General features: G+C 66.4%; 25 protein-coding genes and 1 pseudogene. 8 read left to right on the forward strand and 18 right to left on the reverse strand.

Annotated features, from left to right (window positions below; translation table 11 throughout):
• Positions 1-6: 6 nt before the first annotated feature.
• Together AC30QB_RS02170 and AC30QB_RS02175 are read right to left on the reverse strand one after the other, a co-directional pair.
• The gene (locus AC30QB_RS02170; RefSeq protein WP_489544548.1) at positions 7-3,003 is read right to left on the reverse strand and encodes an L-glutamate gamma-semialdehyde dehydrogenase; all 2,997 of its coding nucleotides are present in this window, start codon (positions 3,001-3,003) and stop codon (positions 7-9) included.
• A 101-nt stretch (positions 3,004-3,104) separates the two neighbouring features.
• A complete protein-coding gene (locus tag AC30QB_RS02175; RefSeq protein ID WP_489544549.1) occupies positions 3,105-3,779 on the reverse strand; it encodes a YggS family pyridoxal phosphate-dependent enzyme in 675 nt (224 codons plus the stop codon).
• Positions 3,780-3,850: 71 nt separating this feature from the next.
• On the opposite strand from AC30QB_RS02175, the gene AC30QB_RS02180 reads away from it, so the two are divergent.
• From AC30QB_RS02180 to AC30QB_RS02195, 4 genes are read left to right on the forward strand one after another with little or no spacing between them, the layout of a single operon-like run.
• Entirely contained in the window at positions 3,851-4,894 is a 1,044-nt protein-coding gene (locus AC30QB_RS02180; protein ID WP_489544550.1) for a type IV pilus twitching motility protein PilT, read from the forward strand.
• A gap of 37 nt (positions 4,895-4,931) precedes the next feature.
• Positions 4,932-5,579, forward strand: coding sequence for a cyclic nucleotide-binding domain-containing protein (locus AC30QB_RS02185; RefSeq protein ID WP_489544551.1), 648 nt, complete (start codon positions 4,932-4,934; stop codon positions 5,577-5,579).
• Between the two features lie 37 nt (positions 5,580-5,616).
• Positions 5,617-6,753 carry a PilT/PilU family type 4a pilus ATPase gene (locus tag AC30QB_RS02190; protein ID WP_489544552.1) on the forward strand — a complete coding sequence of 379 codons (1,137 nt, stop codon included), beginning with the start codon at positions 5,617-5,619 and terminating at the stop codon, positions 6,751-6,753.
• Between the two features lie 7 nt (positions 6,754-6,760).
• Complete coding sequence (locus AC30QB_RS02195; RefSeq protein WP_489544553.1) at positions 6,761-7,654, forward strand: NAD(P)-dependent oxidoreductase; 894 nt, start codon at positions 6,761-6,763, stop codon at positions 7,652-7,654.
• 23 nt (positions 7,655-7,677) lie between these two features.
• Here AC30QB_RS02195 and AC30QB_RS02200 read toward each other — a convergent pair whose 3' ends face one another.
• From AC30QB_RS02200 to AC30QB_RS02210, 3 genes are all read right to left on the reverse strand, one after another.
• Positions 7,678-8,313 carry a BON domain-containing protein gene (locus AC30QB_RS02200; protein WP_489544554.1) on the reverse strand — a complete coding sequence of 212 codons (636 nt, stop codon included), beginning with the start codon at positions 8,311-8,313 and terminating at the stop codon, positions 7,678-7,680.
• On the reverse strand, positions 8,310-8,906 hold the full coding sequence (locus tag AC30QB_RS02205) for a phosphoheptose isomerase (protein WP_489544555.1): 597 nt from the start codon (positions 8,904-8,906) through the stop codon (positions 8,310-8,312). Before AC30QB_RS02205 ends, AC30QB_RS02200 begins: the two co-directional genes overlap by 4 nt.
• A 66-nt stretch (positions 8,907-8,972) precedes the next feature.
• Positions 8,973-9,362 carry a YraN family protein gene (locus tag AC30QB_RS02210; RefSeq protein WP_489544556.1) on the reverse strand — a complete coding sequence of 130 codons (390 nt, stop codon included), beginning with the start codon at positions 9,360-9,362 and terminating at the stop codon, positions 8,973-8,975.
• Here AC30QB_RS02210 and rsmI point away from each other — a divergent pair.
• The gene (rsmI, locus tag AC30QB_RS02215) at positions 9,355-10,266 is read left to right on the forward strand and encodes a 16S rRNA (cytidine(1402)-2'-O)-methyltransferase (protein WP_489544557.1); all 912 of its coding nucleotides are present in this window, start codon (positions 9,355-9,357) and stop codon (positions 10,264-10,266) included. The two genes, AC30QB_RS02210 and rsmI, sit on opposite strands and share 8 nt — an antisense overlap.
• On the opposite strand, the gene AC30QB_RS02220 is transcribed toward rsmI, so the two are convergent.
• The gene (locus AC30QB_RS02220) at positions 10,224-11,201 is read right to left on the reverse strand and encodes an NmrA family NAD(P)-binding protein (RefSeq protein WP_489544558.1); all 978 of its coding nucleotides are present in this window, start codon (positions 11,199-11,201) and stop codon (positions 10,224-10,226) included. The two genes, rsmI and AC30QB_RS02220, sit on opposite strands and share 43 nt — an antisense overlap.
• Positions 11,202-11,291: 90 nt before the next feature.
• On the opposite strand from AC30QB_RS02220, the gene AC30QB_RS02225 reads away from it, so the two are divergent.
• Entirely contained in the window at positions 11,292-12,185 is an 894-nt protein-coding gene (locus tag AC30QB_RS02225) for a LysR family transcriptional regulator (RefSeq protein WP_489544559.1), read from the forward strand.
• On the opposite strand, the gene AC30QB_RS02230 is transcribed toward AC30QB_RS02225, so the two are convergent.
• Positions 12,175-12,513, reverse strand: a complete 339-nt coding sequence (locus AC30QB_RS02230) for a hypothetical protein (protein ID WP_489544560.1) — start codon at positions 12,511-12,513, stop codon at positions 12,175-12,177. The two genes, AC30QB_RS02225 and AC30QB_RS02230, sit on opposite strands and share 11 nt — an antisense overlap.
• Before the next feature lie 163 nt (positions 12,514-12,676).
• Between AC30QB_RS02230 and tldD the strand changes: the two genes are divergently transcribed.
• The gene (gene tldD / locus AC30QB_RS02235) at positions 12,677-14,152 is read left to right on the forward strand and encodes a metalloprotease TldD (protein WP_489544561.1); all 1,476 of its coding nucleotides are present in this window, start codon (positions 12,677-12,679) and stop codon (positions 14,150-14,152) included.
• 9 nt (positions 14,153-14,161) lie between these two features.
• On the opposite strand, the gene AC30QB_RS02240 is transcribed toward tldD, so the two are convergent.
• Complete coding sequence (locus AC30QB_RS02240) at positions 14,162-14,596, reverse strand: hypothetical protein (RefSeq protein WP_489544562.1); 435 nt, start codon at positions 14,594-14,596, stop codon at positions 14,162-14,164.
• A 489-nt stretch (positions 14,597-15,085) separates the two neighbouring features.
• Here AC30QB_RS02240 and AC30QB_RS02245 point away from each other — a divergent pair.
• Positions 15,086-16,112, forward strand: a pseudogene (locus AC30QB_RS02245) (3-deoxy-7-phosphoheptulonate synthase).
• Positions 16,113-16,114: 2 nt separating this feature from the next.
• On the opposite strand, the gene AC30QB_RS02250 reads toward AC30QB_RS02245, so the two are convergent.
• From AC30QB_RS02250 to AC30QB_RS02295, 10 genes are all read right to left on the reverse strand, one after another.
• Entirely contained in the window at positions 16,115-16,696 is a 582-nt protein-coding gene (locus AC30QB_RS02250) for a cob(I)yrinic acid a,c-diamide adenosyltransferase (protein ID WP_489544563.1), read from the reverse strand.
• A gap of 12 nt (positions 16,697-16,708) precedes the next feature.
• On the reverse strand, positions 16,709-17,281 hold the full coding sequence (locus tag AC30QB_RS02255) for a DUF805 domain-containing protein (protein ID WP_489544564.1): 573 nt from the start codon (positions 17,279-17,281) through the stop codon (positions 16,709-16,711).
• 77 nt (positions 17,282-17,358) lie between these two features.
• Complete coding sequence (locus tag AC30QB_RS02260) at positions 17,359-18,714, reverse strand: DUF58 domain-containing protein (protein ID WP_489544565.1); 1,356 nt, start codon at positions 18,712-18,714, stop codon at positions 17,359-17,361.
• Positions 18,715-18,730: 16 nt separating this feature from the next.
• On the reverse strand, positions 18,731-19,723 hold the full coding sequence (locus AC30QB_RS02265; RefSeq protein WP_489544566.1) for an AAA family ATPase: 993 nt from the start codon (positions 19,721-19,723) through the stop codon (positions 18,731-18,733).
• A 38-nt stretch (positions 19,724-19,761) separates the two neighbouring features.
• Positions 19,762-21,021 carry a DUF4350 domain-containing protein gene (locus AC30QB_RS02270; RefSeq protein WP_489544567.1) on the reverse strand — a complete coding sequence of 420 codons (1,260 nt, stop codon included), beginning with the start codon at positions 21,019-21,021 and terminating at the stop codon, positions 19,762-19,764.
• Complete coding sequence (locus AC30QB_RS02275; protein ID WP_489544568.1) at positions 21,018-21,758, reverse strand: DUF4129 domain-containing protein; 741 nt, start codon at positions 21,756-21,758, stop codon at positions 21,018-21,020. Before AC30QB_RS02275 ends, AC30QB_RS02270 begins: the two co-directional genes overlap by 4 nt.
• On the reverse strand, positions 21,748-22,476 hold the full coding sequence (locus tag AC30QB_RS02280; protein WP_489544569.1) for a hypothetical protein: 729 nt from the start codon (positions 22,474-22,476) through the stop codon (positions 21,748-21,750). Before AC30QB_RS02280 ends, AC30QB_RS02275 begins: the two co-directional genes overlap by 11 nt.
• Positions 22,466-23,500 carry a stage II sporulation protein M gene (locus tag AC30QB_RS02285; protein WP_489544570.1) on the reverse strand — a complete coding sequence of 345 codons (1,035 nt, stop codon included), beginning with the start codon at positions 23,498-23,500 and terminating at the stop codon, positions 22,466-22,468. The genes AC30QB_RS02280 and AC30QB_RS02285 overlap by 11 nt, the downstream gene beginning before the upstream one ends.
• A complete protein-coding gene (locus AC30QB_RS02290) occupies positions 23,497-24,210 on the reverse strand; it encodes an RDD family protein (RefSeq protein ID WP_489544571.1) in 714 nt (237 codons plus the stop codon). Before AC30QB_RS02290 ends, AC30QB_RS02285 begins: the two co-directional genes overlap by 4 nt.
• Before the next feature lie 11 nt (positions 24,211-24,221).
• The gene (locus AC30QB_RS02295) at positions 24,222-24,734 is read right to left on the reverse strand and encodes an RDD family protein (protein ID WP_489544572.1); all 513 of its coding nucleotides are present in this window, start codon (positions 24,732-24,734) and stop codon (positions 24,222-24,224) included.
• Positions 24,735-24,819 lie beyond the last annotated feature (85 nt).

Raw genomic sequence — 24,819 nt, forward strand, 5'->3', positions numbered from 1 at the left:
AGTTCCTCAGGTCTTCAGGCCCACCAGCAGCGCCGCGTTGCCGCCCGCCGCTGCGGTGTTGATGGTCACCACCTGTTCGCTGCAGAAGCGATACAGGTAGTGCGGGCCGCCGGCCTTCGGGCCTGTGCCGCTCAAGCCCTCGCCGCCGAAGGGCTGCACGCCGACCACCGCGCCGATCATGTTGCGGTTGACGTAAACATTGCCGATGCGCGCCGCTTGCGCGAGCCTCAACGCGCGGCTGTCGATGCGCGTCTGGATGCCCAGCGTGAGGCCGTAGCCAAGAGCATTGATCTGCGCAATGACCGAGTCGACCTCGCCACCCCAGCGCACCACGTGCAGCACCGGGCCGAAGATCTCTTGCGTCACATCGGCGATGCGTGGCAGCTCGAAGGCGATGGGCGCGATGAGGCGCGGCACCGCATGGCCGGCAGGCGCTTCGCCGATCAGCGTGGCCTCGCGGCGCAGTCGGGCGATGTGGCGGGTGATGGCGGCCCAGGCTTCGTCGTCGATCACCGGGCCCACGTCGGTTGCGAGCACCGATGGGTCGCCCACACTCAGCTCTTGCAGGGCGCCTCGGATCATCTCGATCACGCCGTCGGCCACCCCTTCATGCACGCACAGCAGGCGCAGCGCCGAGCAGCGTTGGCCGGCAGAGCGGAAGGCGCTCTGTACCACCGCGTCGACCACCTGCTCGGGCAGTGCGGTGCTGTCGACAATCATCGCGTTGATGCCGCCGGTCTCAGCGATCAGCGGCACGATGGCGCCGTCTTTCGCGGCGAGCGCGCGATTGATGTGCTGGGCCACGGCGGTCGAGCCAGTGAAGCACACGCCGGCGGTGCGCGCATCGGCCACCAGCGCCGCGCCGATGGTGGCCCCCGGGCCGTGCAGCAGGGCGAGCGCATCGGCGGGCACGCCGGCTTGGTGCAGCAGCGCGACCATGCGCTGTGCGACCGCGGGCGTCTGCTCGGCCGGCTTGGCGGCCACGCTGTTGCCGGCCACCAGTGCGGCCACCACCTGGCCCGCGAAGATGGCGAGCGGGAAATTCCAGGGGCTGATGCAGACGAACACGCCGCGGCCGTGTAGCTGCAGCTCGTTGGTCTCGCCGGTGGGGCCGGGGAGGGTTTGTGGCGCCAAGCGCTCCTCGGCTTGGTTGGCGTAGTAGCGGCAGAAGTCCACTGCTTCGCGCACCTCGGCCACGCAGTCGCCGAGCGTCTTGTGGGCTTCTTTTACCAGCAGGCCGCAGAACTCGGGCTGGCGCGCTTCGAGGGCATCGCCTGCACGGCGCAGCATGGCGGCGCGGTCGGCCAGGGGCGTGTGGTTCCAGGCGGCAAAGCCATGCTGCAGGCGCGCCATGGTGGTGGTCACGGAATCGACAGTGGCTTCGCTTACCGCGGCCAACTGCGTGGTGGCGATGGCCTGCTCCAAGGGGCTGCGCTGCTCCAGGCAGGCCAGGTCGGCGCCTGTCGAGTTGACGCGGCCCGGCCCGTACAGCGCCACCGGCATCGGCAGACCGGGCACCCTGGAGGGCGTGAGCGGCGAAGCCAACAAGGCGTCGACGTCCACCGCCTCATCGGTCAGTTGGTGCACAAAGGACGAGTTGGCGCCGTTCTCAAGCAGGCGGCGCACCAGGTAGGCGAGCAGGTCACGGTGCTCGCCCACCGGCGCGTAGACGCGCACCGGCACGCTCGTGTCTTTCATTACCTCGCGGTACACGCCTTCGCCCATGCCGTGCAGGCGCTGCATCTCGAAGGCGGCGCCCGCTTGCCGCGCCATCTGCAAAATGGCCGCAATGGTGCCGGCGTTGTGGGTGGCGAACTGCGGGTAGATCACGTCGGCATGGCTGATCAGCGCGCGGGCGCAGGCGAGGTAGGCGATGTCGGTGTGGTGCTTGTGGGTGAAGACGGGGTAGCCGGCCAGGCCCATCTCTTGCGCGCGCTTGATCTCGCCATCCCAGTACGCGCCCTTCACCAGCCGCACCATGAAGCGCAGGCCGTGTTGGCGCGCGATGCGGGCCACTTCGTCCACCACCTGCAAGGCACGCGTCTGGTAGGCCTGCACGGCCAGGCCGAAGCCGCGCCACTGCGGGTAGGTGCTGGCAATGCGCACGGCCAGCATGTCGAGCACGTCGAGCGACAGCTCCAGGCGGTCGCTCTCTTCGGCGTCGATGGTGAGGTTGAGGTTGGCGCGAGCAGCACGCTCGATCAATTGCCAGACACGCGGCAGCAACTCGGCGAACACGCGCTCGCGTTGGGCGTCTTCGTAGCGCGAGAAGAGCGCGCTCAGCTTGATCGAAATGCCGTCGGCGGCCATGGGTGCTGCGGCCACGCGGCTGGCCGCAATGGCGTCGACCGCGTTCAGGTATGACGCGAGGTAGCGCTGTGCATCGGCCTCGGTGCGTGAGCCTTCGCCCAGCATGTCGTAGCTGAAGCGCAGCGCGGGCTGGGCGCTGCGGGCCGAGGCCGCCTCGGCCATCGCCTCTTGAATCGAGCGGCCCAGCACGAACTGGCGGCCCAGCAGCTGAATGGCGCGCACCGTGGCGGCCACCACCGTTTGCGCGCCCAGGCGCTGGAGCAAGCCCGATTCGCCGGCCGCGTCGGGCAGGAATTTCTTCGACATGCTGATGGCGCTGGCCGACAGGCTGGCCAGCATCTTGTGCGGGCCTTTGTGAGACCCACTGGCGCTGGCTTCGAACGAGGCCTTGCCCAGTTGGTCGGCGGTGAGGGCGACGGCGGTTTCGGTGTCGGGCACCCTGAGCAGGGCTTCGGCCAGGCGCATCAGCGCCAGCCCTTCGGCGCTGGAGATGGGGTACTCGCGCAGCAGCGATTCCATGGCCCAGAAGGGCGCGGGCTTGTCGCGCACCGCCTGGACCCAGGGCCGGGCGGCAGCAGCAGCGGCGGGCCAGTTCAGCTGGCCCGAGAGGGCGGGCAACCAGTCGGCCAGCACCTGGGTTTCAGGGCGATACGGGGAGGGCAGGCGTGCGTGAGGTGGGGCGGTGGCTGGCATGGAAAGCCCGTTCGTTGGGATAAGTTGCTAAGGTATTCCCTTCGATGCGGAACTTTTCACCAAAAAATAAACTCGGCGCAGTTGAATCAACAGGTAACTGCCTATCGCAGGCCGAAGATGGCGGTGCCCACGCGTACCAGCGTGGCGCCCTCGGCGACAGCCGTCTCCAGGTCGGCGCTCATGCCCATCGAAAGGGTGTCCAGCGCCAAGCCCTCGCCTTGCAACTGCAGCAGCAACTCGCGCAGGGTGCGGTGCGGCGACGCGCCCGTGTCGGGCTCAGGAATGGCCATGAGGCCGCGCAGGCGCAGCCGCGGCAACGCTGCCACGGCGTGAGCGAGGGCTGGCACCTCGGCGGGGTCGGCGCCGCTCTTGCTGGCCTCGCGGCTGATGTTGACCTGCAGGCAGACCTGCAAGGGCGGCCAGTGGGGTGGCCGCTGCTCGCTCAGGCGCTCGGCAATCTTGAACCGGTCCACGCTGTGCACCCAGTCGAAGTGCTCGGCCACTACGCGTGTCTTGTTGCTCTGCAAAGGGCCGATCAGGTGCCACGCGATCTGATCACGCAAGTCGCTCAGTGCCGCAATCTTGTCGACACCTTCTTGCACATAGTTTTCACCAAAGGATCGCTCGCCGGCCAGGAAGGCTGCACGCACAGCATCGGGGCTGAAAGTTTTGCTTACGGTTAGCAACGTGACGCTTTGCACGGGCCGTTGCGCCGCTGCACAGGCCCGGGCGATGCGGTCGCGCACTTGTTGTATGTTCGCTGCAATCGTCGCCATAATCCCGCGAGCCTATATCAGCGGCGCTTGTCGACGGCGCATGCAGGCCCGCAACCCCCTCTAAGAGACACATGGACATCACTCAACTGCTGGCGTTCTCGGTCAAGAACAAAGCGTCTGACTTGCATTTGTCAGCTGGCCTGCCGCCCATGATCCGTGTGCACGGCGATGTGCGCCGCATCAACGTCGACCCTCTGGAGCACAAGCAAGTGCACGAGATGGTCTACGACATCATGAACGACTCGCAGCGCAAGGCGTATGAAGAAACGCTGGAGGTCGACTTCTCGTTTGAGATCCAGGGCCTGGCGCGTTTCCGCGTCAACGCCTTCAACCAGAACCGCGGCGCCGGTGCCGTGTTCCGGACCATTCCCTCGAAGATCCTGACGCTCGAGCAGCTCAATACGCCGAAGATCTTTGCCGAGCTGTCGCTGAAGCCGCGCGGTCTGGTGCTGTGCACCGGCCCCACAGGCTCGGGCAAGTCGACCACGCTCGCGGCCATGGTCAACCATCTGAACGAAAACGAATACGGCCACGTGCTCACGGTCGAAGACCCGATCGAGTTCGTGCACGAGTCCAAGAAGTGTCTGATCAACCAACGTGAAGTAGGCCCGCACACGCTGAGCTTTGCCAACGCCCTGCGCTCCGCCCTGCGCGAAGACCCTGACGCCATCCTGGTGGGCGAAATGCGCGACCTGGAGACCATTCGCCTCGCGCTCACCGCGGCCGAAACCGGCCACTTGGTGTTCGGTACGCTGCACACAAGCTCGGCCGCCAAGACCATCGACCGCGTGGTCGACGTGTTCCCTGCGGCCGAAAAAGAAATGGTCCGCTCGATGCTGTCTGAGTCACTGGTGGGCGTGATCTCGCAGACGCTGTGCAAGCTGAAAGATGGCAGCGGCCGGGTGGCGGCGCACGAGATCATGCTGGGCACTGCGGCCATTCGAAACCTGATCCGCGAAAACAAGATCGCGCAGATGTACTCGTCGATCCAGACCGGCAACACCATGGGCATGCAGACGCTAGACCAAAACCTGTCTGACCTGGTGCGGCGCAACATCATTGCGCCCGTCGAAGCGCGCGCCAAGGCCAAGTTCCCCGAAAACTTCCCAGGCTGATCCAGTCCATCCTCAAACGCGAGCGAGGGCTGCAGCCTTGAAAAAACTGTTTGATCGACTCAAGCGACCAGTCCCGGCCGAGCCCGCCGCCGAAGACAGCCACCCCGCCGATTCAGGCTTCTTTTCCACCCAGTTTTCCGAGCGCGGTGACGAGGTGCAGACCCTGGCCACCTGGGCCGTGCGCGCCGCTGAAGTGAGCGCGCAGCCGCTAGAGCGCAAGCAGGCCGAGCCGCTGTTTGCCAAGCTCTGGGGTGCCGACCGTTACGTGGCGGCGCTGAGCCCCGACGAGCTGCTGCGCATGAGCCAGTACCTGCAGTTCGTGACGGTGCCGGTCAACCAAGAGGTGATCGGGCAAGACGAGCAGGGCGACTACATGCTGATCGTGCTTGAAGGCACGCTGGCGGTCGACCGCGTGCAGCCCTGGGGCGGGCGCGCCCGCTTGGCCGAGGCCCGCGCGGGCGATATGCTGGGTGAGATGTCTCTGCTCGATGCGGGTGCGCGCTTTTCGGCCTGCACCACGCTCACGCCGTGCACGCTGGCGGTGATCGATGCGCAGCGACTCGATGAGATGATCATGTTCGAGCCGCGATTGGGCCTGGCCTTGTTGGCCTCGCTGTCGCGGCGCCTGTCACTGCGGTTGCGGCAGGTGAGTGCGCGCCTGAGTGCATTGCTGTCGAGCAACTAGTGTGAACAGGCCCTAGCCGCAGTCACGGAGAGAAATCATGGAAAGAGACCAGGCATCCAAGTTCGTCAACGACCTGCTGCGACTGATGGTGTCGCGCAATGGGTCCGACCTTTTCCTTACGGCCGACTTCCCACCTGCGATCAAGGTCGACGGCAAGGTAACCAAGGTGTCGCCGCAGCCGCTGACCAGCCAGCACACGCTGGCCCTCACGCGCTCGGTGATGAACGACAAGCAGGCCGCCGAGTTCGAGCGCACCAAAGAGTGCAACTTCGCGATTTCGCCGCAAGGCATCGGGCGCTTTCGCGTCAATGCCTTCGTGCAGCAAGGCCATGTGGGCCTGGTGTTGCGGACGATCCCGCAGACCTTGCCCACCATCGACACGCTCAACCTGCCGCAGGTGCTGAAAGACGTGACCATGACCAAGCGTGGCCTGGTCATCTTTGTGGGCGCCACCGGCTCGGGCAAGAGCACCTCGCTCGCGGCCATGGTCGACTACCGCAACGAAAACTCTTACGGCCACATCATCACCATCGAAGACCCGGTGGAGTTTGTGCACCCGCACAAGAACTGCATCATCACGCAGCGCGAAGTGGGCCTGGACACCGAAGGCTGGGGCCAGGCACTGAAGAACACATTGCGCCAGGCGCCTGATGTGATCCTGATGGGCGAAATACGCGACCGCGAAACCATGGAGCATGCGGTGGCCTTCGCCGAAACCGGCCACTTGTGCATGGCCACCTTGCACGCCAACAGCGCCAACCAGGCGCTAGACCGCATCATCAACTTCTTCCCTGAAGAGCGGCGCGCTCAGCTGCTGATGGACTTGTCGCTCAACCTGAAGAGCCTGGTGTCGCAGCGCCTGCTGCCGCGTCAGGAAGGCCGCGGCCGCATTGCCGCGGTTGAGGTCTTGCTCAACACGCCGCTGATATCCGATTTGATCTTCAAGGGCGAAGTGGCCGAGATCAAGGAAATCATGAAGAAGTCGCGCGAGCTCGGCATGCAGACCTTCGACCAGAGCCTGTTCGACCTCTACGAAAACCACATGGTCACGTACGAAGATGCGTTGCGCAACGCCGACTCGGTGAACGACCTGCGCCTGCAGATCAAGCTCAACAGCAACCGCGCGCGCAGCTCTGACTTGTCAGCTGGCACCGAGCACTTGACCATCGTTTGACGCCGCCATGAGCACCAAAGCCTACGAAAGCATTGCTGCAAGGCGTGTCGCCTTTCTCGGCCTGGGTGTGATGGGCTACCCGATGGCCGGGCACCTGCAGCGTGCGGGGCACCAGGTGACGGTTTACAACCGTACGGCCGCGAAAGCATCGCAGTGGGTGGGCGAATACGGTGGCGCGAGCGACGCCACGCCCGAGGCTGCGGTGCGCGATGCTGACATCGTGTTTGCCTGCGTCGGCAACGACGATGACCTTCGCGCCGTGACGCTCGGCGAGCGCGGGGCCTTCGAGGGCATGAAGCCGGGCGCCGTTTTCGTCGATCACACCACGGCGTCGGCCGAGATTGCGCGCGAGCTGGCTGCTGCGGCGACTCACCGCGGCCTGCACTTCATTGACGCCCCCGTGTCGGGCGGCAACCTCGGCGCCGTGAATGGTGCGCTCACCGTGATGTGTGGTGGCGAGGCAAAAGCGTTTGCCACCATTCAACCGGTAGCGATGGCGTTTTCGAAAGCCGTGACCTTGCTGGGCGAGAGCGGTGCGGGCCAGCTCGCCAAGATGGTCAACCAGATCTGCATTGCTGGCCTGGTGCAAGGCCTGGCCGAAGCGATCGCCTTTGGTGACAAGGCCGGGCTGGACATGAAAGCCGTGCTCGGCGTCATCGGCAAGGGCGCGGCCCAGAGCTGGCAAATGGACAACCGCGGCCCGACCATGGTCGAAGGCAAGTTTGATTTCGGCTTTGCAGTCGACTGGATGCGCAAAGACTTGGGCCTGGTGCTCGACGAGGCCAAGCGCAACGGCGCACGCCTGCCCGTGACGGCGCTGGTGGATCAGTTCTACGCCGACGTGCAAGCGCAAGGCGGCCAGCGATGGGACACGTCGAGCCTGATCACCCGACTGAAATAACTGATTCCCAGTCGCTGATCCGTTCAGGGCTTGGGTTTCGGTGCGTTGCGCGGGTCGATTTCGGCCAGTTCGGCCTCGCTGACCACTTCGAGTACGCGCACCACCTTCTGCACGCCGCCGATGCTGCGGGTGAGCTCGGAGGCACGCTCGGCTTCACGCTCTGTCACACGGCCCATCAGGTACACCGTGCCACGCTCGGTGACGACCTTGAAGGCGTTGGCCGAGATGTCACCCGCGTCGAGCAGCGTGGCTTTCACCTTGCTGGTGACCAGCGCGTCGTTCGAGCGGTTGCTCAAGGAGGTGGCGGTCATGGGGGCCAGCTCGTTGACAGTGGAGCGCACGCCGTCGACCTTGGCCACGCTTTGCTCGATGGCGGCCTTGTCGGCCTCGGTCGGCACCTCGCCGCTGATCAGTACCAAGCGGTTGTAGCTCGTGACGCTGACATGGCCACGGTCGCCTAGGATCTCGCGCACACGGGTCTTCGACTTCATCTCGATGGCCTGGTCTTCGATCTGAGCACCCGAGGTGCGGCGATCGGTGACGAGCAGCGAGCCACCCACCATGGCGCCACCCACCAGCAGGGCTGCGCAGCCCGTCAAGGCGGTGGTGGCCACCAGCGTGACCACCACGGCGGCACGGCGAAGGGTCATTCGGGTCATGTGTTTTCCTGTTCTCCGAGCAATTGCAGGTCAACGGCATCGCACAGGCAATGCAACGCCAGAATGTGCACCTCCTGAATGCGTGCCGTGCGTTCGTGAGGCACACAGATGTGCACATCTGTTTCGGTCAGCAGGTCATTCATCTTGCCGCCCCCGCGGCCGGTGAGCGCGACCACCGTCATCTCTTTGGCACGCGCCGCTTCAACCGCTGCCAATACGTTGGCCGAGTTGCCGCTGGTGGTGATGGCGATCAACACGTCACCGGGTTGGCCCAGTGCCTGCACCTGCTTCGAGAAAATCTCAGTGAAGCTGTAGTCGTTGCCGATGGCAGTGATGATGGAGGTGTCAGTGGTGAGCGCGATGGCCGCGAGGCCCGGGCGTTCGCGCTCGAAGCGACCAATGAACTCGGCGGCGAAATGTTGGGCGTCGCTGGCCGAGCCGCCGTTGCCGCAGGCGAGCACCTTGCCCCCGGCGGTGATGCTGCCCACCACGGCGCTCACGGCGTCGGCAATCGGGCGTGAAAGGATTTCAGCGGCCGCGTACTTGAGGTCGGCGCTGTCGAAAAACTGTTGTTGTATGCGTTGTTCAAGCATGGGCATGGATCATATGACACGGTCTTGTGGCAGCGGGTTCCCAGCGTGGGTACTTACTCGGCGCTGTCATTCGGTGTTGAACGCCGCGCGTAACCACTGCAGGCTTTCAGCCTCGATCGCCACCACATCGAAGCGGCACGGCGGGGGCGAGGCGAACTGCATCAGGTAATGCTGCGCTGCATAAATGACACGCCGTTGCTTGGTGAGGGTCACGCTGCCAGCCGCGCCGCCATGGCTGGCCGTTCTGCGGGCGCGCACTTCCACGAAGACGAGGGTGCCGTCACGCTCGCGCACAATCAGGTCGACCTCGCCGCCGCGGGCGTTCGGGCCGGCCGCCACCCGATAATTGCGCTGCACCAGCTTGAGGCCGTGCTGCGTCAGGTGGGCCAGGGCCTGCGCTTCGGCCTCGTCCCCTGCCCCTTTTGTGGATTTCGTGGACTGCACCACCGTGACCATCGCTTCCTCATTGATGCTGCAGGCGGCCCTTGCGGCCGCTGGCACACAGCAGTATCCCGCAGGGGCGCTCTACGTCGTGGCCACGCCCATTGGCAATTTGGCCGACATGAGCTTGCGCGCCATCTACGTGCTGTCGCTGGTTGACGCCGTGGCCTGCGAAGACACGCGCCACAGCGCACCTTTGCTGCGCCACCTGGGTATCGACAAACCGCTGCTCGCCGTGCACGAACACAACGAGCGTGAAGCGGCGGGCAACGTGCTCGCGCGTCTGGCGCGAGGCGAGCGTGTGGCCTACATCAGCGATGCCGGCACGCCAGCGGTCAGCGATCCCGGTGCGGCCCTGGTTGCGGCGGCGCAGGCGGCGGGCTACCGCTGCATTCCGCTGCCCGGTGCCAGCAGTGCGCTGGCGGCGTTGAGCGTGGCCGGCGATGTGGTTGGCGCGGGCTTCGTGTTCACTGGGTTCTTGCCCACGCGCGGGGCCGAGCGCGCCCAGGCCTTGAAGGCGCTTGCCGCGCGCGATGACACGCAGGTGCTCTTCGAGGCGCCGCACCGCATTGAGTCGCTGCTGCAAGGCCTGGCCGAAGTGTGTGGTGAGCGCGCTGTCACGCTGTGCCGCGAACTGACCAAGCAGTTCGAGACGGTGCACACCTTGCCGGCCTCGCAGCTGCCGGGCTGGCTGGCGGCTGACGCGAATCGCTTGCGCGGTGAGTTCGTTCTGGTGGTGCATGCCCTCAAACCGTCTGCCGGTGACGACGGCCTGGCCGCGCACGATGCCGCGTTGCGCACCCTGATGGCCGAGCTGCCCCTCAAGCAGGCCGTGGCCCTGGCAGCTGAGTTGACGGGTGCGCCGCGCAATGCGCTTTACGCGCGCGCCTTGGCGCTGAAAGCCGACACCGAGGGCTGAGTCCGCAGGCCCAGTTCGGCCAGCGAGGCATTCACCGCCTGCTGCAATGGCGTGTGCGGCAGTGTGCCCACCAGGGCTTGCAGCGCGCTGCCGTCGATCTGGTGCGCGCGCTGCCAGAGGTAGCGCATGGTCAGCATCTCTCGCCACATGGGCATCACCAAGGCACCCACCCGCATCACGCCCCATGGCAGGGTGGACGGGCGCAGTGAGCGGCCGGCGCCAGCTTCCATCGCTGCGCGCATCTGCTGGCCGGTGAGCGTGTGGCCGGCAAAGTGCAGGCGGTGGTGGCCCCGCAGCTGCGCATGCTGCTCGGCCACACGCACGAAGGCCTGCGCCAGATCGGGCAGGTAGGCCCAGGCGTGCAGCGTGTCGAGCTCGGCGGGGTAGACGAAGCGGCCCTTGGCCACACCCGAGGCCAGGCCCATGTCGAACCACGAGCCGCGGCCCGGGCCGCCGAAGAAGTCGCCGGCACGGATCACCACGCTGTTCAGCCCTGGCTCCGCGGCCATGCGCGCTTCGGTTTCGATGCGAATCCGGGCCTTGGGCGTGTCACCACGCTCGGGCGTGCTGGTCTTCAGCAATGTGGGCAACTCGCGGCCGAAGTTGTAGACGTTGCCGGGCAGCATCAGCAGAGCGCCACTCTTGCGTGCCACCGAGATGGCGATGTCGGCCAGCGGCAGTGCGAGCTTGTTCCACTCGGTGTAGGGCGGGTTGAGTGCGTGAATCACGACCTGCGCGCCGCGTGCCGCTTCGTGCAAGGCCTCGCGATCGTGGGCCTCGCAGTGAATGGTCTGCACCCGCGGGTGGGCGCGGAGCGCCGCAGGCATTGCCTTGCGTGCCTGGGCCCGCACGGTCCAGCCGGCATCGGCGAAGGCGTGGGCCAGGGCTTGCCCGATGCGCCCTGCGGCGCCGAGGATGAGGACAGTGTTGTTCATGAATCTGCGCCAGTGGTGAAGGAATGAATGAATTCTTGGGCCTGGGCTGTTTCATCGGAAGACGTATGAATGCATGGTTATCATCCAAATATGAATAGCAGAGTGGCGCAACCCGAACCCGATTGGTCCTTGCTGCGCGCCTTTCTGGCGGTGGCCGAAGCCGGCTCGCTCAGCCGGGCGGCCGTAGAGCTGGGCAGCAGCCAGCCCACGCTCAGCCGGCAGATGAACGAGCTGGAAACGCAGATCGGCCACGCCTTGTTCGAGCGCACGCGGCGCGGCGTGCGCCTTACAGAGGCAGGCGAGGCCTTGCGCCTGCCGGCGCAGCGCATGCGTGAGCACGCGCGTGAATGGTCACTGGCGGCGGCGGGGCGGGTGACGTCATTGGCCGGCACCGTGCGTGTCACGGCCAGCGAAATGGTCAGCGCCTACTTGTTGCCCGTGGTGTTGCGCGACCTGCGAGCGGCGCACCCCGAAATTCAGATTGAGCTGGTGCCCAGCGACAAGGTGGAGAACCTGCTGGAGCGCGAGGCCGACATTGCCTTGCGCATGGTGCGGCCGACGCAGGCGGCCCTGGTGGCGCGCAAGCTGGTGGACTTGCCCATGCATGCCTATGCCCACCGTGACTACCTGAAGGCCCACGGCAAGCCGACGATGGCCAATTTTCAGTCACACCAGTGGGTGGGCTTTGACCGATCCGACCAGATGCTGCGTGGCTTTCACGCGGCGGGTTACCGGGGGGTGACGCGAGAGTTCTTTGGCTTTCGCTGCGACAACCAGATCGTGGCCTGGCAAGCCGTGCGCGCCGGAATTGGCCTGGGCGTTGGCTTGGATGTCGTGGCGCGGCAGATGCCTGAGTTGGTGCGTGTCTTGCCGGAGATCCAGATCCCGGCCCTGCCCATGTGGATCACGGCGCACCGCGAACTGCGCGGTACGCCGAGGCTCAAGCTGGTGTTTGAAGCGCTGGTCTCAGCGTTCAAGGCTTAGCGGTTTGGGCATCGTGCTTCTGGGCATGGATGTCTTTGCTGGCGGCGTCCTGCATTTTGTGCAGCTTGCGGCGCTCATGCTTGGTCACCTTGCCGTCGGCCTTGGCCTTGGTTTCGGCCTTGTTGATAGCGGCTTGTTCCTTTTCGAGGCGGTAGGTTTCCTTGGCGTTCAACTGGCCCGAGGCCACGCCTTGCTGAATGCGCTTGTCCTGGTTCACTTCACGCTGGTCGACGCGCGGGGTCGCCGGCGCCGTTGCGACTTGGGCAAAGGCGCCAAGGCTGGAGATGGCCAGGGTGGCGGTAACCGCCAGGGTCTTGAGGTTCATCATGGTGTGGTCCTTGAAAGGTGTCTGTTGTGAGGTGGTGTGCGGCACCCTCCCACAACGAGAACCGGCTGGCCGCAGCCGACAAGGCGAAGGTAAAGATCTGTGAAACGGCACAGCAGGGTCTTTGCCCCGCCTGCCGGCGCATCGCCACTCCTACAATGGTTTGATGATCTCCCGCGAACCCACCCTCGAGCGTCTGGCGGTCGCCAGATCGCTGTTGCTTGAACCCTTCGGCCTGACCGATGCCACGCTGTCTCGCGCGCTGGCCACGATCGCTGAGCACCGGATCGACGACGCCGACCTGTACTTTCAGTACACGCGCAGCGAAGGCTGGAGCCTCGAAGAGGGCATCGTCAAGTCGGGCAGCTTCGGCATCGACCAGGGCGTGGGCGTGCGGGCGGTGGCGGGTGAGAAGACGGCCTTTGCCTACTCTGACGACATCTCTGAAGCGGCTCTGCTCGACGCCGCGCAAACCGTGCGCACCATCGCTGCGGCCGGCCAGAGCAAGAGCGTGAAGATCACCGGCAAGCATCGCGTGGCAGGCAGTCGCGTGTTGTATGCACCCATGGACCCGATCGCCACGCTCGACAGCACGCAAAAGGTGGCTCTGCTCGAAAAGGTGGAGAAGCTCGCACGTGCCAAAGATCCGCGCGTGAAGCAGGTGATGGCCGGCGTGGCCGCCGAGTACGACGTGGTGCTGGTGGCGCGTGCCGATGGCACCCTGGCCGCCGACGTGCGCCCGCTGGTGCGCTTGTCGGTCACCGTGATCGCCGAGCAGACCATCAACGGCGAAGTGCGGCGTGAGGTCGGCAGCGGCGGCGGCGGCGGGCGCTTCGGCCTCGGCTACTTTCACGACAGCATGATCGAGAGCTATGTGCAAGACGCGGTCAATGCGGCCCTGACCAACCTCGATTCACGCCCGGCCAAGGCTGGCGAGATGAGCGTGGTGCTTGGCCCGGGCTGGCCCGGCGTGCTGCTGCACGAAGCCATCGGCCACGGCCTGGAAGGCGACTTCAACCGCAAGGGTTCCAGTGCTTTCAGCGGGCGCATCGGCCAGCGCGTGGCGGCCAAGGGTGTGACGGTGCTCGACGATGGCACCATCCCCGACCGCCGCGGCTCGCTCAACGTCGACGACGAAGGCAACGCCAGCCAGCGCAACGTGCTGATCGAAGACGGCATCTTGAAGGGCTACATACAAGATTCGATGAACGCCCGCTTGATGGGCGTGGCACCCACCGGCAACGGCCGGCGCGAAAGCTACGCCGCCGTGCCCATGCCGCGCATGACCAACACCTACATGCTGGGCGGCGACAAGGCCAAGGAAGAAATCATTGCCGGCCTCAAGCGCGGCCTCTACGCCACCAACTTCGGCGGCGGCCAGGTCGACATCACCAGCGGCAAGTTCGTGTTTTCCGCCTCAGAGGCGTTCTGGGTGGAAAACGGCAAGATTCAGTACCCGGTGAAGGGCGCCACCATCATCGGCAACGGCCCCGACGCACTCACGCGCGTCAGCATGATCGGCAACGACATGAAGCTCGACACCGGCGTGGGTGTGTGCGGCAAAGAAGGCCAGAGCGTGCCCGTGGGTGTGGGCCAGCCGACGCTGCGCATCGACCGGCTGACCGTGGGTGGAACGGCTTAACGCGCTCTGTTAGCGCGCCTTGGCCACCAGCACTGCGCCTGGGTTGCGCGTGGCAGGCTGCGACTCGGGGGTGCTGGTCGTGGCTTCATAGCTGTCGACCACCAGGCCATCGGCGGCGGCAATGCGCGACACGATCTGCATGCCAACCCGCTCGTTCAGCTGTGCACTGATCAGGCCGTCAGCTTCCACGAGCATGGCGACTGCATATTGCTGTGCGTCGGCGCGCATGTCGTTGGTGATGAGGCCATCGGCTTGGGCCAGCAGGGCCACGTCGCGCATGTCGCTCCACGCTTGCAGGTGGGTGGCGACCAGGGCATCGGTCGAGGCCAGGCTTTGCGCGGCGCGCAGGTCGTCGTCGCTCGCGGTGCCGGCCAGGCTGGCGCCGGAGACGACCAACGATGCAAAGCTCAGGCTCAGGGTGCGAAACAGGTGGCTGCGGTTCATGGTGGAGTCCCTCGTATGTGTTTGGTGCCGGTTGTGGGGCGGACGGCGCCCCCTCGGGTGAGGGGGTGTCATCAGGTGAAACCATCCTAGGCAACGCCGTCTGCGCCGAATAGGAACAAGCGCACGGTTCACATCTTGTAACGACGTGGAGTTCCCCATTCAGTCGCGCAAGTCGTTGAAAAGTGCGCGCTTGACGACCGCGTGAGGGCCCGTGCTACATTCGCGGCCATGCGTTTCGCCAGCTTTTTCTTTGCCTACTTTTGGTTCTCGCACCGCACCGGCGGCGGAGAGACGAGCGCGTAGGCTAAAGAAAACGCACCGAACTCACCCAACCGCCGGAACACCCGGCGGTTTTTTTTTTGCCATCCAGAAATCAACGCCAACGCGAGGAGAGCCGCCATGAATGCCAAGTCCACCAGCGCCGCCGAGGGTTGGTCTGCACCTGTCGACAAGACCGGACAGACCGACGACGAAAGGATCAAGGACGTGATGCCTCTGCCCCCCCCTGAGCACCTGGTGCGCTTCTTCCCGATACGCGGCACCGCCGCCGAGACGCTGATCGCCGAGACCCGCCAGCGCATCAAGCACATCATGTCGGGCAAGGACGACCGCCTGCTGGTCATCATCGGCCCCTGCTCCATCCACGACCCTGCTGCCGCCGTCGAATACGCCCGCCGCCTGCGTGAGCAGCGCGAGAAGCACGCCGACACGCTCGAGATCGTGATGCGCGTCTACTTCGAGAAGCCACGCACCACCGTCGGCTGGAAGGGTCTGATCAACGACCCCTACCTCGACGAGAGCTTCCGCATTGACGAAGGCCTGCGCATCGCGCGCCAGCTGCTCACCGAGATCAACAAACTGGGCGTGCCGGCGGGCAGCGAGTTTCTTGACGTGATCTCGCCGCAGTACATCGGCGACCTCATCAGCTGGGGCGCGATCGGCGCACGCACCACCGAAAGCCAGGTGCACCGCGAGCTGGCCTCGGGCTTGTCGGCGCCCATCGGCTTCAAGAACGGTACCGACGGCAACATCCGCATCGCAACAGACGCCATCCAAGCCGCAGCCCGGCCGCACCACTTCTTGTCGGTGCACAAGAATGGCCAAGTCGCCATCGTCGAAACCAAGGGCAACAAAGACTGCCACGTTCCTGCGCGGCGGCAAGGCGCCCAACTACGACGCCACCCATGTCGAAGCCGCTTGCAAGGACCTCGACGCCGCCAAGCTGCCCACCACGCTGATGGTCGACTGCTCGCATGCCAACAGCAGCAAGCAGCACGAGCGCCAGATCGACGTGGCGCGCGACGTGGCGGCCCAGCTCAAGGCCGGTTCGCGCCGCATTTTTGGCGTGATGGTCGAAAGCCACTTGAAGGCGGGCGCGCAGAAGTTCAGCGCCGGTAAGGACGACCCCGCCAAGCTCACCTATGGCCAAAGCATCACCGACGCCTGCATAGGCTGGGACGACTCGCTCACCGTGCTCGACGTGCTGAGCGAAGCGGTGAAGGCCCGCAGGGGCTGAGCTCAGTCGGCGGCGTTGTCGCGGGCCAGCTTTTCGCTGTGCCAATACACGTCGTCACCGCCCAAGCCGTCGAGGTTGGCGCGGTTGAGCACCCGGGCCAGCACGAACAGCAGGTCACTCAGGCGGTTGAGGTACTGGCGCGGCTCGGCCCGTACTGCGTCCACTGCGGCCAGCGCCACCACCGCACGCTCGGCGCGGCGCGCCACGGTGCGGCCCACATGGGCGAGCGCCGCACTGCGGGTGCCGGCCGGAAGAATGAATTCCTTCAGCCGCGGCAGCGTGGCGTTGTGCTGCGCCAGGGCCTCATCGAGGCGCAGCACGGCCGCCTCTTTCAGCAGCTCGTAGCCCGGGATCGACAGCTCCCCGCCCAAGTTGAAGAGCTCGTGCTGGATGACGACCAACAGTTCGCGCACGTCGTCAGGCAAAGGCTCGGCCAGCAACACGCCGAGCTGCGAGTTCAGCTCGTCGACGTCGCCCATGGCTTGAACACGCAGGTGGTCTTTGGGGACGCGCGTGCCGTCGCCCAGGCCGGTGGTGCCATCGTCGCCGGTGCGGGTGGCGATCTGTGTGAGTCGGTTGGCCACGGGCAGTGATCCTTACTGCTGCGAAGGTGGTGTGGCCTGCGGTTGTTGTTGCAGCTGTGTCTGCATCGCCTTTGCGCGAACGGTGTACTGCTGGTACGCCGGCAGCGCGATGGCCGCCAGGATGCCGATCACGGGGATGATCGCCGCAGCCCAGGCGCCGATGACAACGCCTGTGCCGTTGGGCGGTGGCGGTGGACCAAAGCGGTTTTCACCGGGCGTGCCGCCTTTGATCAGCCAGATCAAAGACAGGAAAGGGATCAGCAGCAAGAAGATCGACCAGCCGGTCCAGTCCATGTCGTGTGCGCGCTGAATGGCGCACAGCACCGACAGCACGCCATAGGGGATGAGACCCACCACGGCCGCAACGCCGATGAGCGCAGGGCTGTTGGACGCGACCCCCAGGCCGGCGACGACGGCGATGGCCACCACCAAGGCGAGGTAGCCCACCATCATGTAGGCCAGGTAGCGCACGCGCCCGATGCGCCCGCTGGCCGACCACACCTTGGGTTGCGAAAATTCGGTCGTCTCGCTCTGAACGTCGGACACTTGAGCGCGCGGCGGGGTGTATGGATTGACTGCTGACATGGGAAACCTCCTCCAATTTTGTTTAATGACGGTGCGCCGCTGCATGAGCGACGCTGCATGTTAGCCAGCAGCTTGTGCTACAGCAACCCGGCACGCTTGACCGCGTGATAGCGGTTCACCAGCGCCACCGCCAGCGCATCGGGCTCCACATCCACCGATAGCGCATCGTGCCCCACCACACGCGCAAACGCATCGCTGCGTGCTTGCGAGAAGAGGTGCGCCCCGGCCACCTCGATCGCATGCCGGTCTTGCGTGATCGCCTGCTCGCCGATCTGGCGCAGCACGCGCTCGCGCAGGCTGGCCACCAGCACCAGGTGGCGGGTGCGCAGCAGCTTCAGCGCAGGCGCGAGCTCGGCGGCGTCTTCGTCGCGAAAGTTGGTGATGACGATCACCAGCGCACGCTTGTGTTGTGCGCGCAGCAGGTCTTGCGCGGCCACCAAATAGTCGGAATGCGTGGCACTGGGCTCGATGTCGTAGAGCCGCGCCATCAGCGCGTTCAGCGTGGCGCCGCCCTTGCGCGGTGCAAAGCGGCGCTGCTGGCCCGAGGGGTTTCCGAAGGTGAGGGCCCCTACCTCATCGCCTTCTTTCAGCGCCACATAGCTCAGCAGCATCAGCGCGTTGAGGGCTTGGTCGAAGTGGCTGCCGTCGGGGCTTTGCACACCCTCGTCGGCGCGCATGCGCCGCCCGCAGTCGAGCAGAAAGATCACGCACTGGTCGCGCTCGTCTTGAAACTCGCGCACGATGGGCCGCTGGTGGCGCAGCGTGGCCTTCCAGTCGATGTGGCGTATCGGGTCGCCCTGTTTGTATTCCGACAGCTGCTTGAAGTCGGTGCCCATGCCGCGCTTCGGGTAGGTCTTGATGCCGATCTGCGCGAGGCGGCGGTCACCGGCCAGCCAGGCATAGCGCGCCACCGCGGCGAAGTTGGGGTAGACGTGCAGGCGCTGCCCAGCGCCTATGGTGCGCAGCAGCTCGAAGCAGCCGCCGAGCGAGCGCAGCCGCAGCTGCGTGGCACCCATCTGCACCGGCCCACGCTGGCGCGGTGTCACGGTGTAGCGCAGCTCCAGCTTCTTGCCGGCGGGCAAGTGCAGGTGTTGCGGCAGGCCTTCGAAATCGAGACGCGGGTCGACTTCGTCGAACACGTCGACCGCCCAGGCCACGGGCCCATCGTTCACCAGCGTGAGCGGCAGCGCGCGTGGCACGCCCAGCGCCAGTGCGTCGGGCAGGGCGCGCTCGGTGCGCAACGGGTGGCGCTGCCAGGCGCGCAGGCTGCGCCACAGGTCGGCCACCGCCCAAGCCGCACCCAATCCCAAGGCCACGCCACCTGCCTGCGCCACGGCCTGCAGCGGCGCGCCCGCGCCCAGCGCGGCGGCGCACACCGCGGCACTGGCCGTCAGGGCCAGCACCGTTGCGCGGCTGGGGATGATCTGGCGCATGCGCAACGCGGCCGGTTTACAGCCGTGGCGCTTCGACGCTGTCGAGCGCCGACGCCAGCAGCTCGCCCACCGCGCGCCCTTCAAGCTGCGCGTCGGGTGCCAGCATCACGCGGTGGCGCAGCGCGGGCAGGGCGTGCTGCTTGACGTCGTCGGGCGTCACGAAGTCACGGCTTTGCATCAGCGCGGTGGCGCGGGCGGCACGCACCAGCGCGATTGCACCGCGCGGCCCCGCGCCCGACGAGAGGCCGGGCCAGCTGCGTGTGCTGCGCACGATGCGCACCGCGTAGTCGAGCACCTTGTCGTCGACGCGTATGAACGCTGCCATGCGCTGCAGCGCCAGCACCGAGCGCTCGTCCAGCCGCGGCGTGAGCGCGTCTAGCGGGAACTGGTCACCGGCCTGCATGTCGGTGGTGCGCTTGACGATGGCGGTTTCTTCGTCATGCGGCGGGTAGCCGATGTCAATCTTCAGCAAGAAGCGGTCGAGCTGCGCCTCGGGCAGCGGGTAAGTGCCTTCGGTGTCGATGGGGTTCTGCGTGGCCAGCACCATGAAGGGCCGTGGCAGCGCGAGCGTCTGGCCTTCCAGCGTGACCTGGTACTCCTGCATCACTTCGAGCAGCGAGCTTTGCGTCTTGGCTGGTGCGCGGTTGATTTCATCGGCCAGCAGCAGGTTGGTGAACACCGGCCCGCGGTGCACGCGCAGGGCGCCTATGGGCGTGCCTGCATCGCCTCTTGCCTCCAGCACGGTGTGGCCCGTGATGTCAGACGGCATCAGGTCGGGCGTGAACTGCACCCGTGCGTAGGTGAGCGACATGGCCTTGGCCAGCGAGCGCGCCAGCAGCGTCTTGCCCAGGCCCGGCACGCCTTCGATCAGCACATGGCCCGAGGCGACCAGCGCCACCAAGATCTGGTCGACCGCCTGCTGCTGGCCGACCACCGCTTTGCCTACCTCGGTGCGCAGCTCATGAAGCAGCTCTGCGGCGCGTGTCAGGTCTGTGGGTTTGATCTGCATGGGTGTCGTCCTTTACGTGCTTGCGTAGCTTGTGTGGTTTATGTGCGAGGGCTGGGCTTGCGCTGCACCAGCAGCCGGCGCGCGGTTTCGAGCAATTCAAGGGTGGCCGGCAGGTTCACGCGTTGCCGTGCCAAGCCCTTGTCGAGTGCCAGGCCAAGTGCTCGGGCGTCTTGGCCGGTCATGTGGGCGATGGCTGCTGCGCGCTGGCTGCGGTCGAGCTTGTCGTAGTGGCGCACGTGGTTGCGCGCGGCCGCTTCGAGCGCGCGAATCTGCGCCGACAGCAACGCCTCTGGCCCTTGGCGCTGCAGAAATTGAGAGGTGCCGGTGATCTGCTCGACCATCGAGCGGCGGCCCGGCGGGCGCGTCGCCATCAGCGGGCCGAAGCGCCGCGCGCCACGCCACAGGGCAAGCACCAGCGCGAGCGCCCCCAGCACCACCACCACCCAGGCTTCGCGCCACAGCCAGGCGTGTAGGGGCGGGCGCGATTCTTCTGTCACGAACCAGATCTGCGCACCGGGCCGCGCCTGCAGTGCCGCCACCACGGCGAGGCCGTTGTCACCTTTGAGCACACTGTCGTTGTCGAGCAGGCCTAAGGACCGGATGACGGTGACCTGCCCCTGGCCGCGCGACGCGCGCAGCAGCAGCGGGCCGCCGGGCCCTTCGAGCGACCACAAGGGCGCCTCGGTCGCCTTTAGCTTGCCGCGTGAATAGAGGTAGGTGCAGACCTTGAAGTGCCGCCCGCCGTCGGCATAAGTGGCGGGCACACTGTCGGGCTCGACGGCGTCGTGACAGGGTGGCCCCAGGTGCCGCGCGACAGCCGAGGCGGCTTGCGCCGCGGGCGTGGGGGTGTCGCTGTCCTCGTCGTCTTCATCGTCTTCGTCACTCTGGCCGTCTTTCTTCTTCGCCTTGGGCGGTTCCTCCTGCTTGATGGGCAGCCAGCCCTTGAGTTGCTCGTGGTCGAGGTTGTGCGCATAGAGCACCAGGTGGCCGCCGCTCTCCACCCAGGCCTTGAGACGCTGTGCGCGCTCAGGGAAGAGATCCCAGTACCACGAGGTCAGCAGCAGCGTGGCGCGCGGGGGCGGCAGTTGGGCCAGGTTGTCTGGCATGGCCACCGTGGCGCCGAGCCGCTTCAGCAGCTGTTGCGTCGCATAGAGATCGTTCTTGGCGGCTTCGCCGCGTGCCGGCAGCGGCACGTCCACATCAACCCACTCGGTGGCGGATGCGAGCCACACGCCGATGCCGACCAACACGGCCGCGATCAGCCCGCGTACCAGCCAATCCTGGCGTGTCGAGCTCATGTTGCGGCGGGCGCAGCGGGTGCGGCGCGAAACTGGCTGTCGAACTCGGCGCACAGGGCCAGCACGCTGGCAGATTCGGGCAAGCGCGCACCGTAGACCGCGAGCTGCCAGGCCTGCACCAGCCGGCCAAAGAAGGCGCTGGGCGCAGGTGGCAGGCGCAGGGCCGCGAGCGCCACGCACTCGCCTTCGGTGCTGGCCGCGCGTATGGGCACGGCGTGCTCATGCACCAACCGCGACAGCGCGCCGCGGTACAGCAATGACAGCGCGGCCCGGTGCTCGCCGCGCTGCCACAGCGCCGCCGCTGCCGCGCCGATCTGCTCGGGCAGGCTCTCTGGGCGTATGTCGAGGTCGCGCACATGGCTGGGCAGCGCGGCGCCCTTGCCCGTCACGCTGCCCGCGCGCACGCGCACCCAGTAGCGCAGGCTCACGAGAAAGAGCGCAATGGCCAGTGCGGCCGCTGCCCACACGGCCACGCGGCCGATGTCGGTGACCCAGCGGGCAAAGCCTTTCAGCCACTCGGGCAGGCCATTGGGGCTTTCTTTTTTGGCCTTCTTGGATTCGTCTTTCTTGAAGCGCAGCGTCTTTTGCTTGTGTGTGCTGCCGAGGTCAGGGTCGGCGCGCAGCTTTTCCAGCTCGGCGTTGACCTGTGTACGGGTAGGCGCAGACGCTGCCGGTTCGGCAGCACCCGCCGCCGTTGTCAACAGGGCGATGAACAGCAGCAGGGCGCTAGAACGCACGACGAAACTCCTGCTCGATGTCCCAGGCTTCGAGCTGCACGCGGCGGTTGAGGTACATCGCGAAGCCCGCGGCGACATAGAAGGGTTCCAGCAAAACCACGGCCATGCCGTAGGTGCTTGCCAGACACAGCGTGGCCAAAACGCTGTCGTTGCTGGTGAGCCAGGTGTAGACGCCGCCACGCAGATCGGCCGGCGCGAACCACAGGCTGATGGCGAGCAGGCCGAAGGTGAACACAGCCTCGATGTTGGCAAAGGCAAAGTGCATGCCGCCAGCCGCGCCGCGCTGCCCGCGCAGCAACTGCTTGCGCCGCTGGCTGCGCGCCGCCCCGCGTTGGCCTTCGAGCTGGTAGACGGGCTGTGTGAACGAGCGCCACGGTGACAGCCTGCGCCAGGTGAGCGCGCCCAGCAGCGATCGCCACCACACGCCGCGCTGCGCCTGCCACAGGTCGCCAAAGCGCGTGCTCTGCCCGAACACCGCACGCGACAGCACGAAGAGCACGCTGCGGTCCAGCCAGGGCTTGAGCCAGAAGATGAGCAGGCTGGGCAGCCAGGGTGCGATCTCCACCGTGGCCAGCGCGAGCAGCACCACCGCCGCAAACACCGGCCCGCAGGTCAGCCACACCGAGCGCGCATTCGCCTGCACCAGCCGCACGCCCAGGTCGGCCGCCTCCCACATGGGGCGCGGCCGCAGCTCGACGGCAATCGCGTCAACTTGCATCGGGCACCTTGCGCGGCCGGCCCTGCCAGCCCAGATAGGCGATGACGAGCGCCCAGCACGCAGCGCCCACGCCGTACTTCACGACCGGCTCCACCCAGCGCGCCGACGACCAGAAGGCCTCGATGGCGGCCGCGGCCACCAGCATGCCGATCACGCCGTAGATCACAACGCTGGTGTCGTTGGCCGCATGCACCAGCGCCTGCAGCCGCGTGCGCCGCCCGGGTGCGAGCAGCGCATGGCCCAGGCGCAGGCCGGCGGCGCCCGAGAGCACGATGGCCGTCAGCTCGAAAGCGCCGTGTGTGATGACGAAGGAATAGAAGTTTTCACTGTGCCCGCGCGCCGTGAGGTAGCCCGCGACGCCGCCGAACAGCACGCCGTTGAACACCAGGTAGTACACGCTGCCGATGCCGGCGAAGAGGCCACCCGCGAAGCACTGGAAGCCGATGCCGATGTTGTGCATCACGTAGTGGCCGAACATCTGCCAGTCGGTGGAGGCGTCGCGCTCGCGGCCCAGCGCACGCGAGCTGTCGTCGTACATGCGGTCGAACTGCTGCGCCTGCTGTGCATCGGCCAGGTGAAGAATGAAGCCCGGGTCTTGGTAGGTGGCCCAGCCCACCACGAAGATCGGCAGGCTGAACATCAGCGTGGCGGCCAGCAGGTACCAGCGGTGCGCCCGCACGCTCTGCGGGAAGTCGATCAGCACCAGCTGCTTGAAGCGCGCGAAGCCGTAGTCGTGGCGGCGGTAAATGAGGCGGTGGGCGCGCTGGGTGAGCGATTCGAGCCGCTGTGTCAGGTGGATCGGGTAGGCCCGCGCCTGCGCCAGGGCCAGGTGCTCGCAGCTGCGGCGGTAGAGCGCGGCCAGGCGGGCACCGTCTAGCGGCGTGGCCTTTGTCTTGGACTTGGACTTGGGGTCAGAGGTCTTGTCTCGCGTCTTGGGCGAGAGCTTTTTCTCGGCGCGGTCTAGCGCCACCTCCAGCTCATGCCAGAGCGCGGCGTTGCTCGTTTCGAACTGCAGCGGCGTCATGGCTTGTTGCGGTGGCCGACCAGCCATTGCGCCACACCCAGCAGCTGGCGCGTGGCGTCTTCTGGCGACTGCCCGTGCTGTGGCGCGACTTGCGGTGTGACCGAACGGGCCAGCACCGCCAACTCGTCGAGCCGTGCGGGCGTGAGGCGCGAGGCGCGCCCGGCCCAGGCCACGATGGCCGCCTGCTCCTTCGGGGCCAGCGCGCGGGTGGGGGCCATGGCAGGCGCTGAAGGCAGCTCGCCGTGCAGCGCCACGGTGTCGCGGTAGACCACCAGCGTGCCCGCGGCCAAGTCGCCCAGGCGCTTGAAATCACGCCGCGTGAGCATTGATGCCAGCCCAAAACCATAGAGAAACGGGAAGAAATCGGCCGCGCGCAGCAGGTTGCGGGTGATGGCGGCGGCGGGCGTGACCGGCAGACCCGAATCCATCACCACCTGCAGGCCGAACATGCGCTTGCCCGGCGTGGCGCCGGCGCGCATCAGCTCGAACACAACCGGGTAGAACCACTCCAGCAAAAAAACGCTCACGAGCATCACTGCCTTGCCGACGCCACCGAAAGGGATGACCATGATCGACAGCGCCATGAGAATGCCTCCGCGCACGCACAGGTCGACGCCGTAGGCCAGCAGCCGCGGCACCGCACCGGCCGGCCGCAGCGACAAGGCAATGCCTTCGGGCGTCTCGGCGGTGTAAAGCGTATCGAGCGACACGAGCGCTGGCGTCAGGCCTTGATCACGACGGTGTCGGCAATGTCGTCGTGCAGGCAGCGCCGCGACGCGCGAAAGATGCACAGCCCATCGGCTACACCGAACAGCATGCCCACCAAGGGAACGGTGTTGAGCAGGCTGAGCACGCCGTAGCGCATGCCCACCAGCCGGGCGAATGAAGCCGCCGAGCCGTCGGGCCGCACGATGCGCAGGCCCACGGCGAGCTTGCCGATGGTCTGCCCGCGCTTGGCCAGCAGGTAGCCATGGGCCAGCACAAACAGCGCAAAGCCCCAAGTGGCGCCAAGAATTTGCAGGTGCCACATGTTCGGGTCGACGTCGGCCCATGGGCGCCAGACACCGATCCATGTGGCGACACCCGCGAGCGCTATCGCCACGACCACGTCGATGATGGCGGCCCCCAAGCGGCTGCCCCGGCTGGCCAGCACCAGCCCATCGGTTGCCTCCGGCATGTCGTTGACGGCTGCGCGCGGCGGCGCAAAGCGGTCATCGTTGTCCACGCTGTTCATAGGCTCCCCCCGGGGCACTGTTTTGTTCAAACCATTCTAGGGTGAGAGCGCAAAATCCGCCCCTGCGCCTGCTGCTGGAGACCGC

The sequence above is a fragment of the Rhizobacter sp. genome, from assembly GCF_046595475.1.
In the GTDB taxonomy this organism is placed as follows: Bacteria; Pseudomonadota; Gammaproteobacteria; order Burkholderiales; family Burkholderiaceae_C; genus Rhizobacter.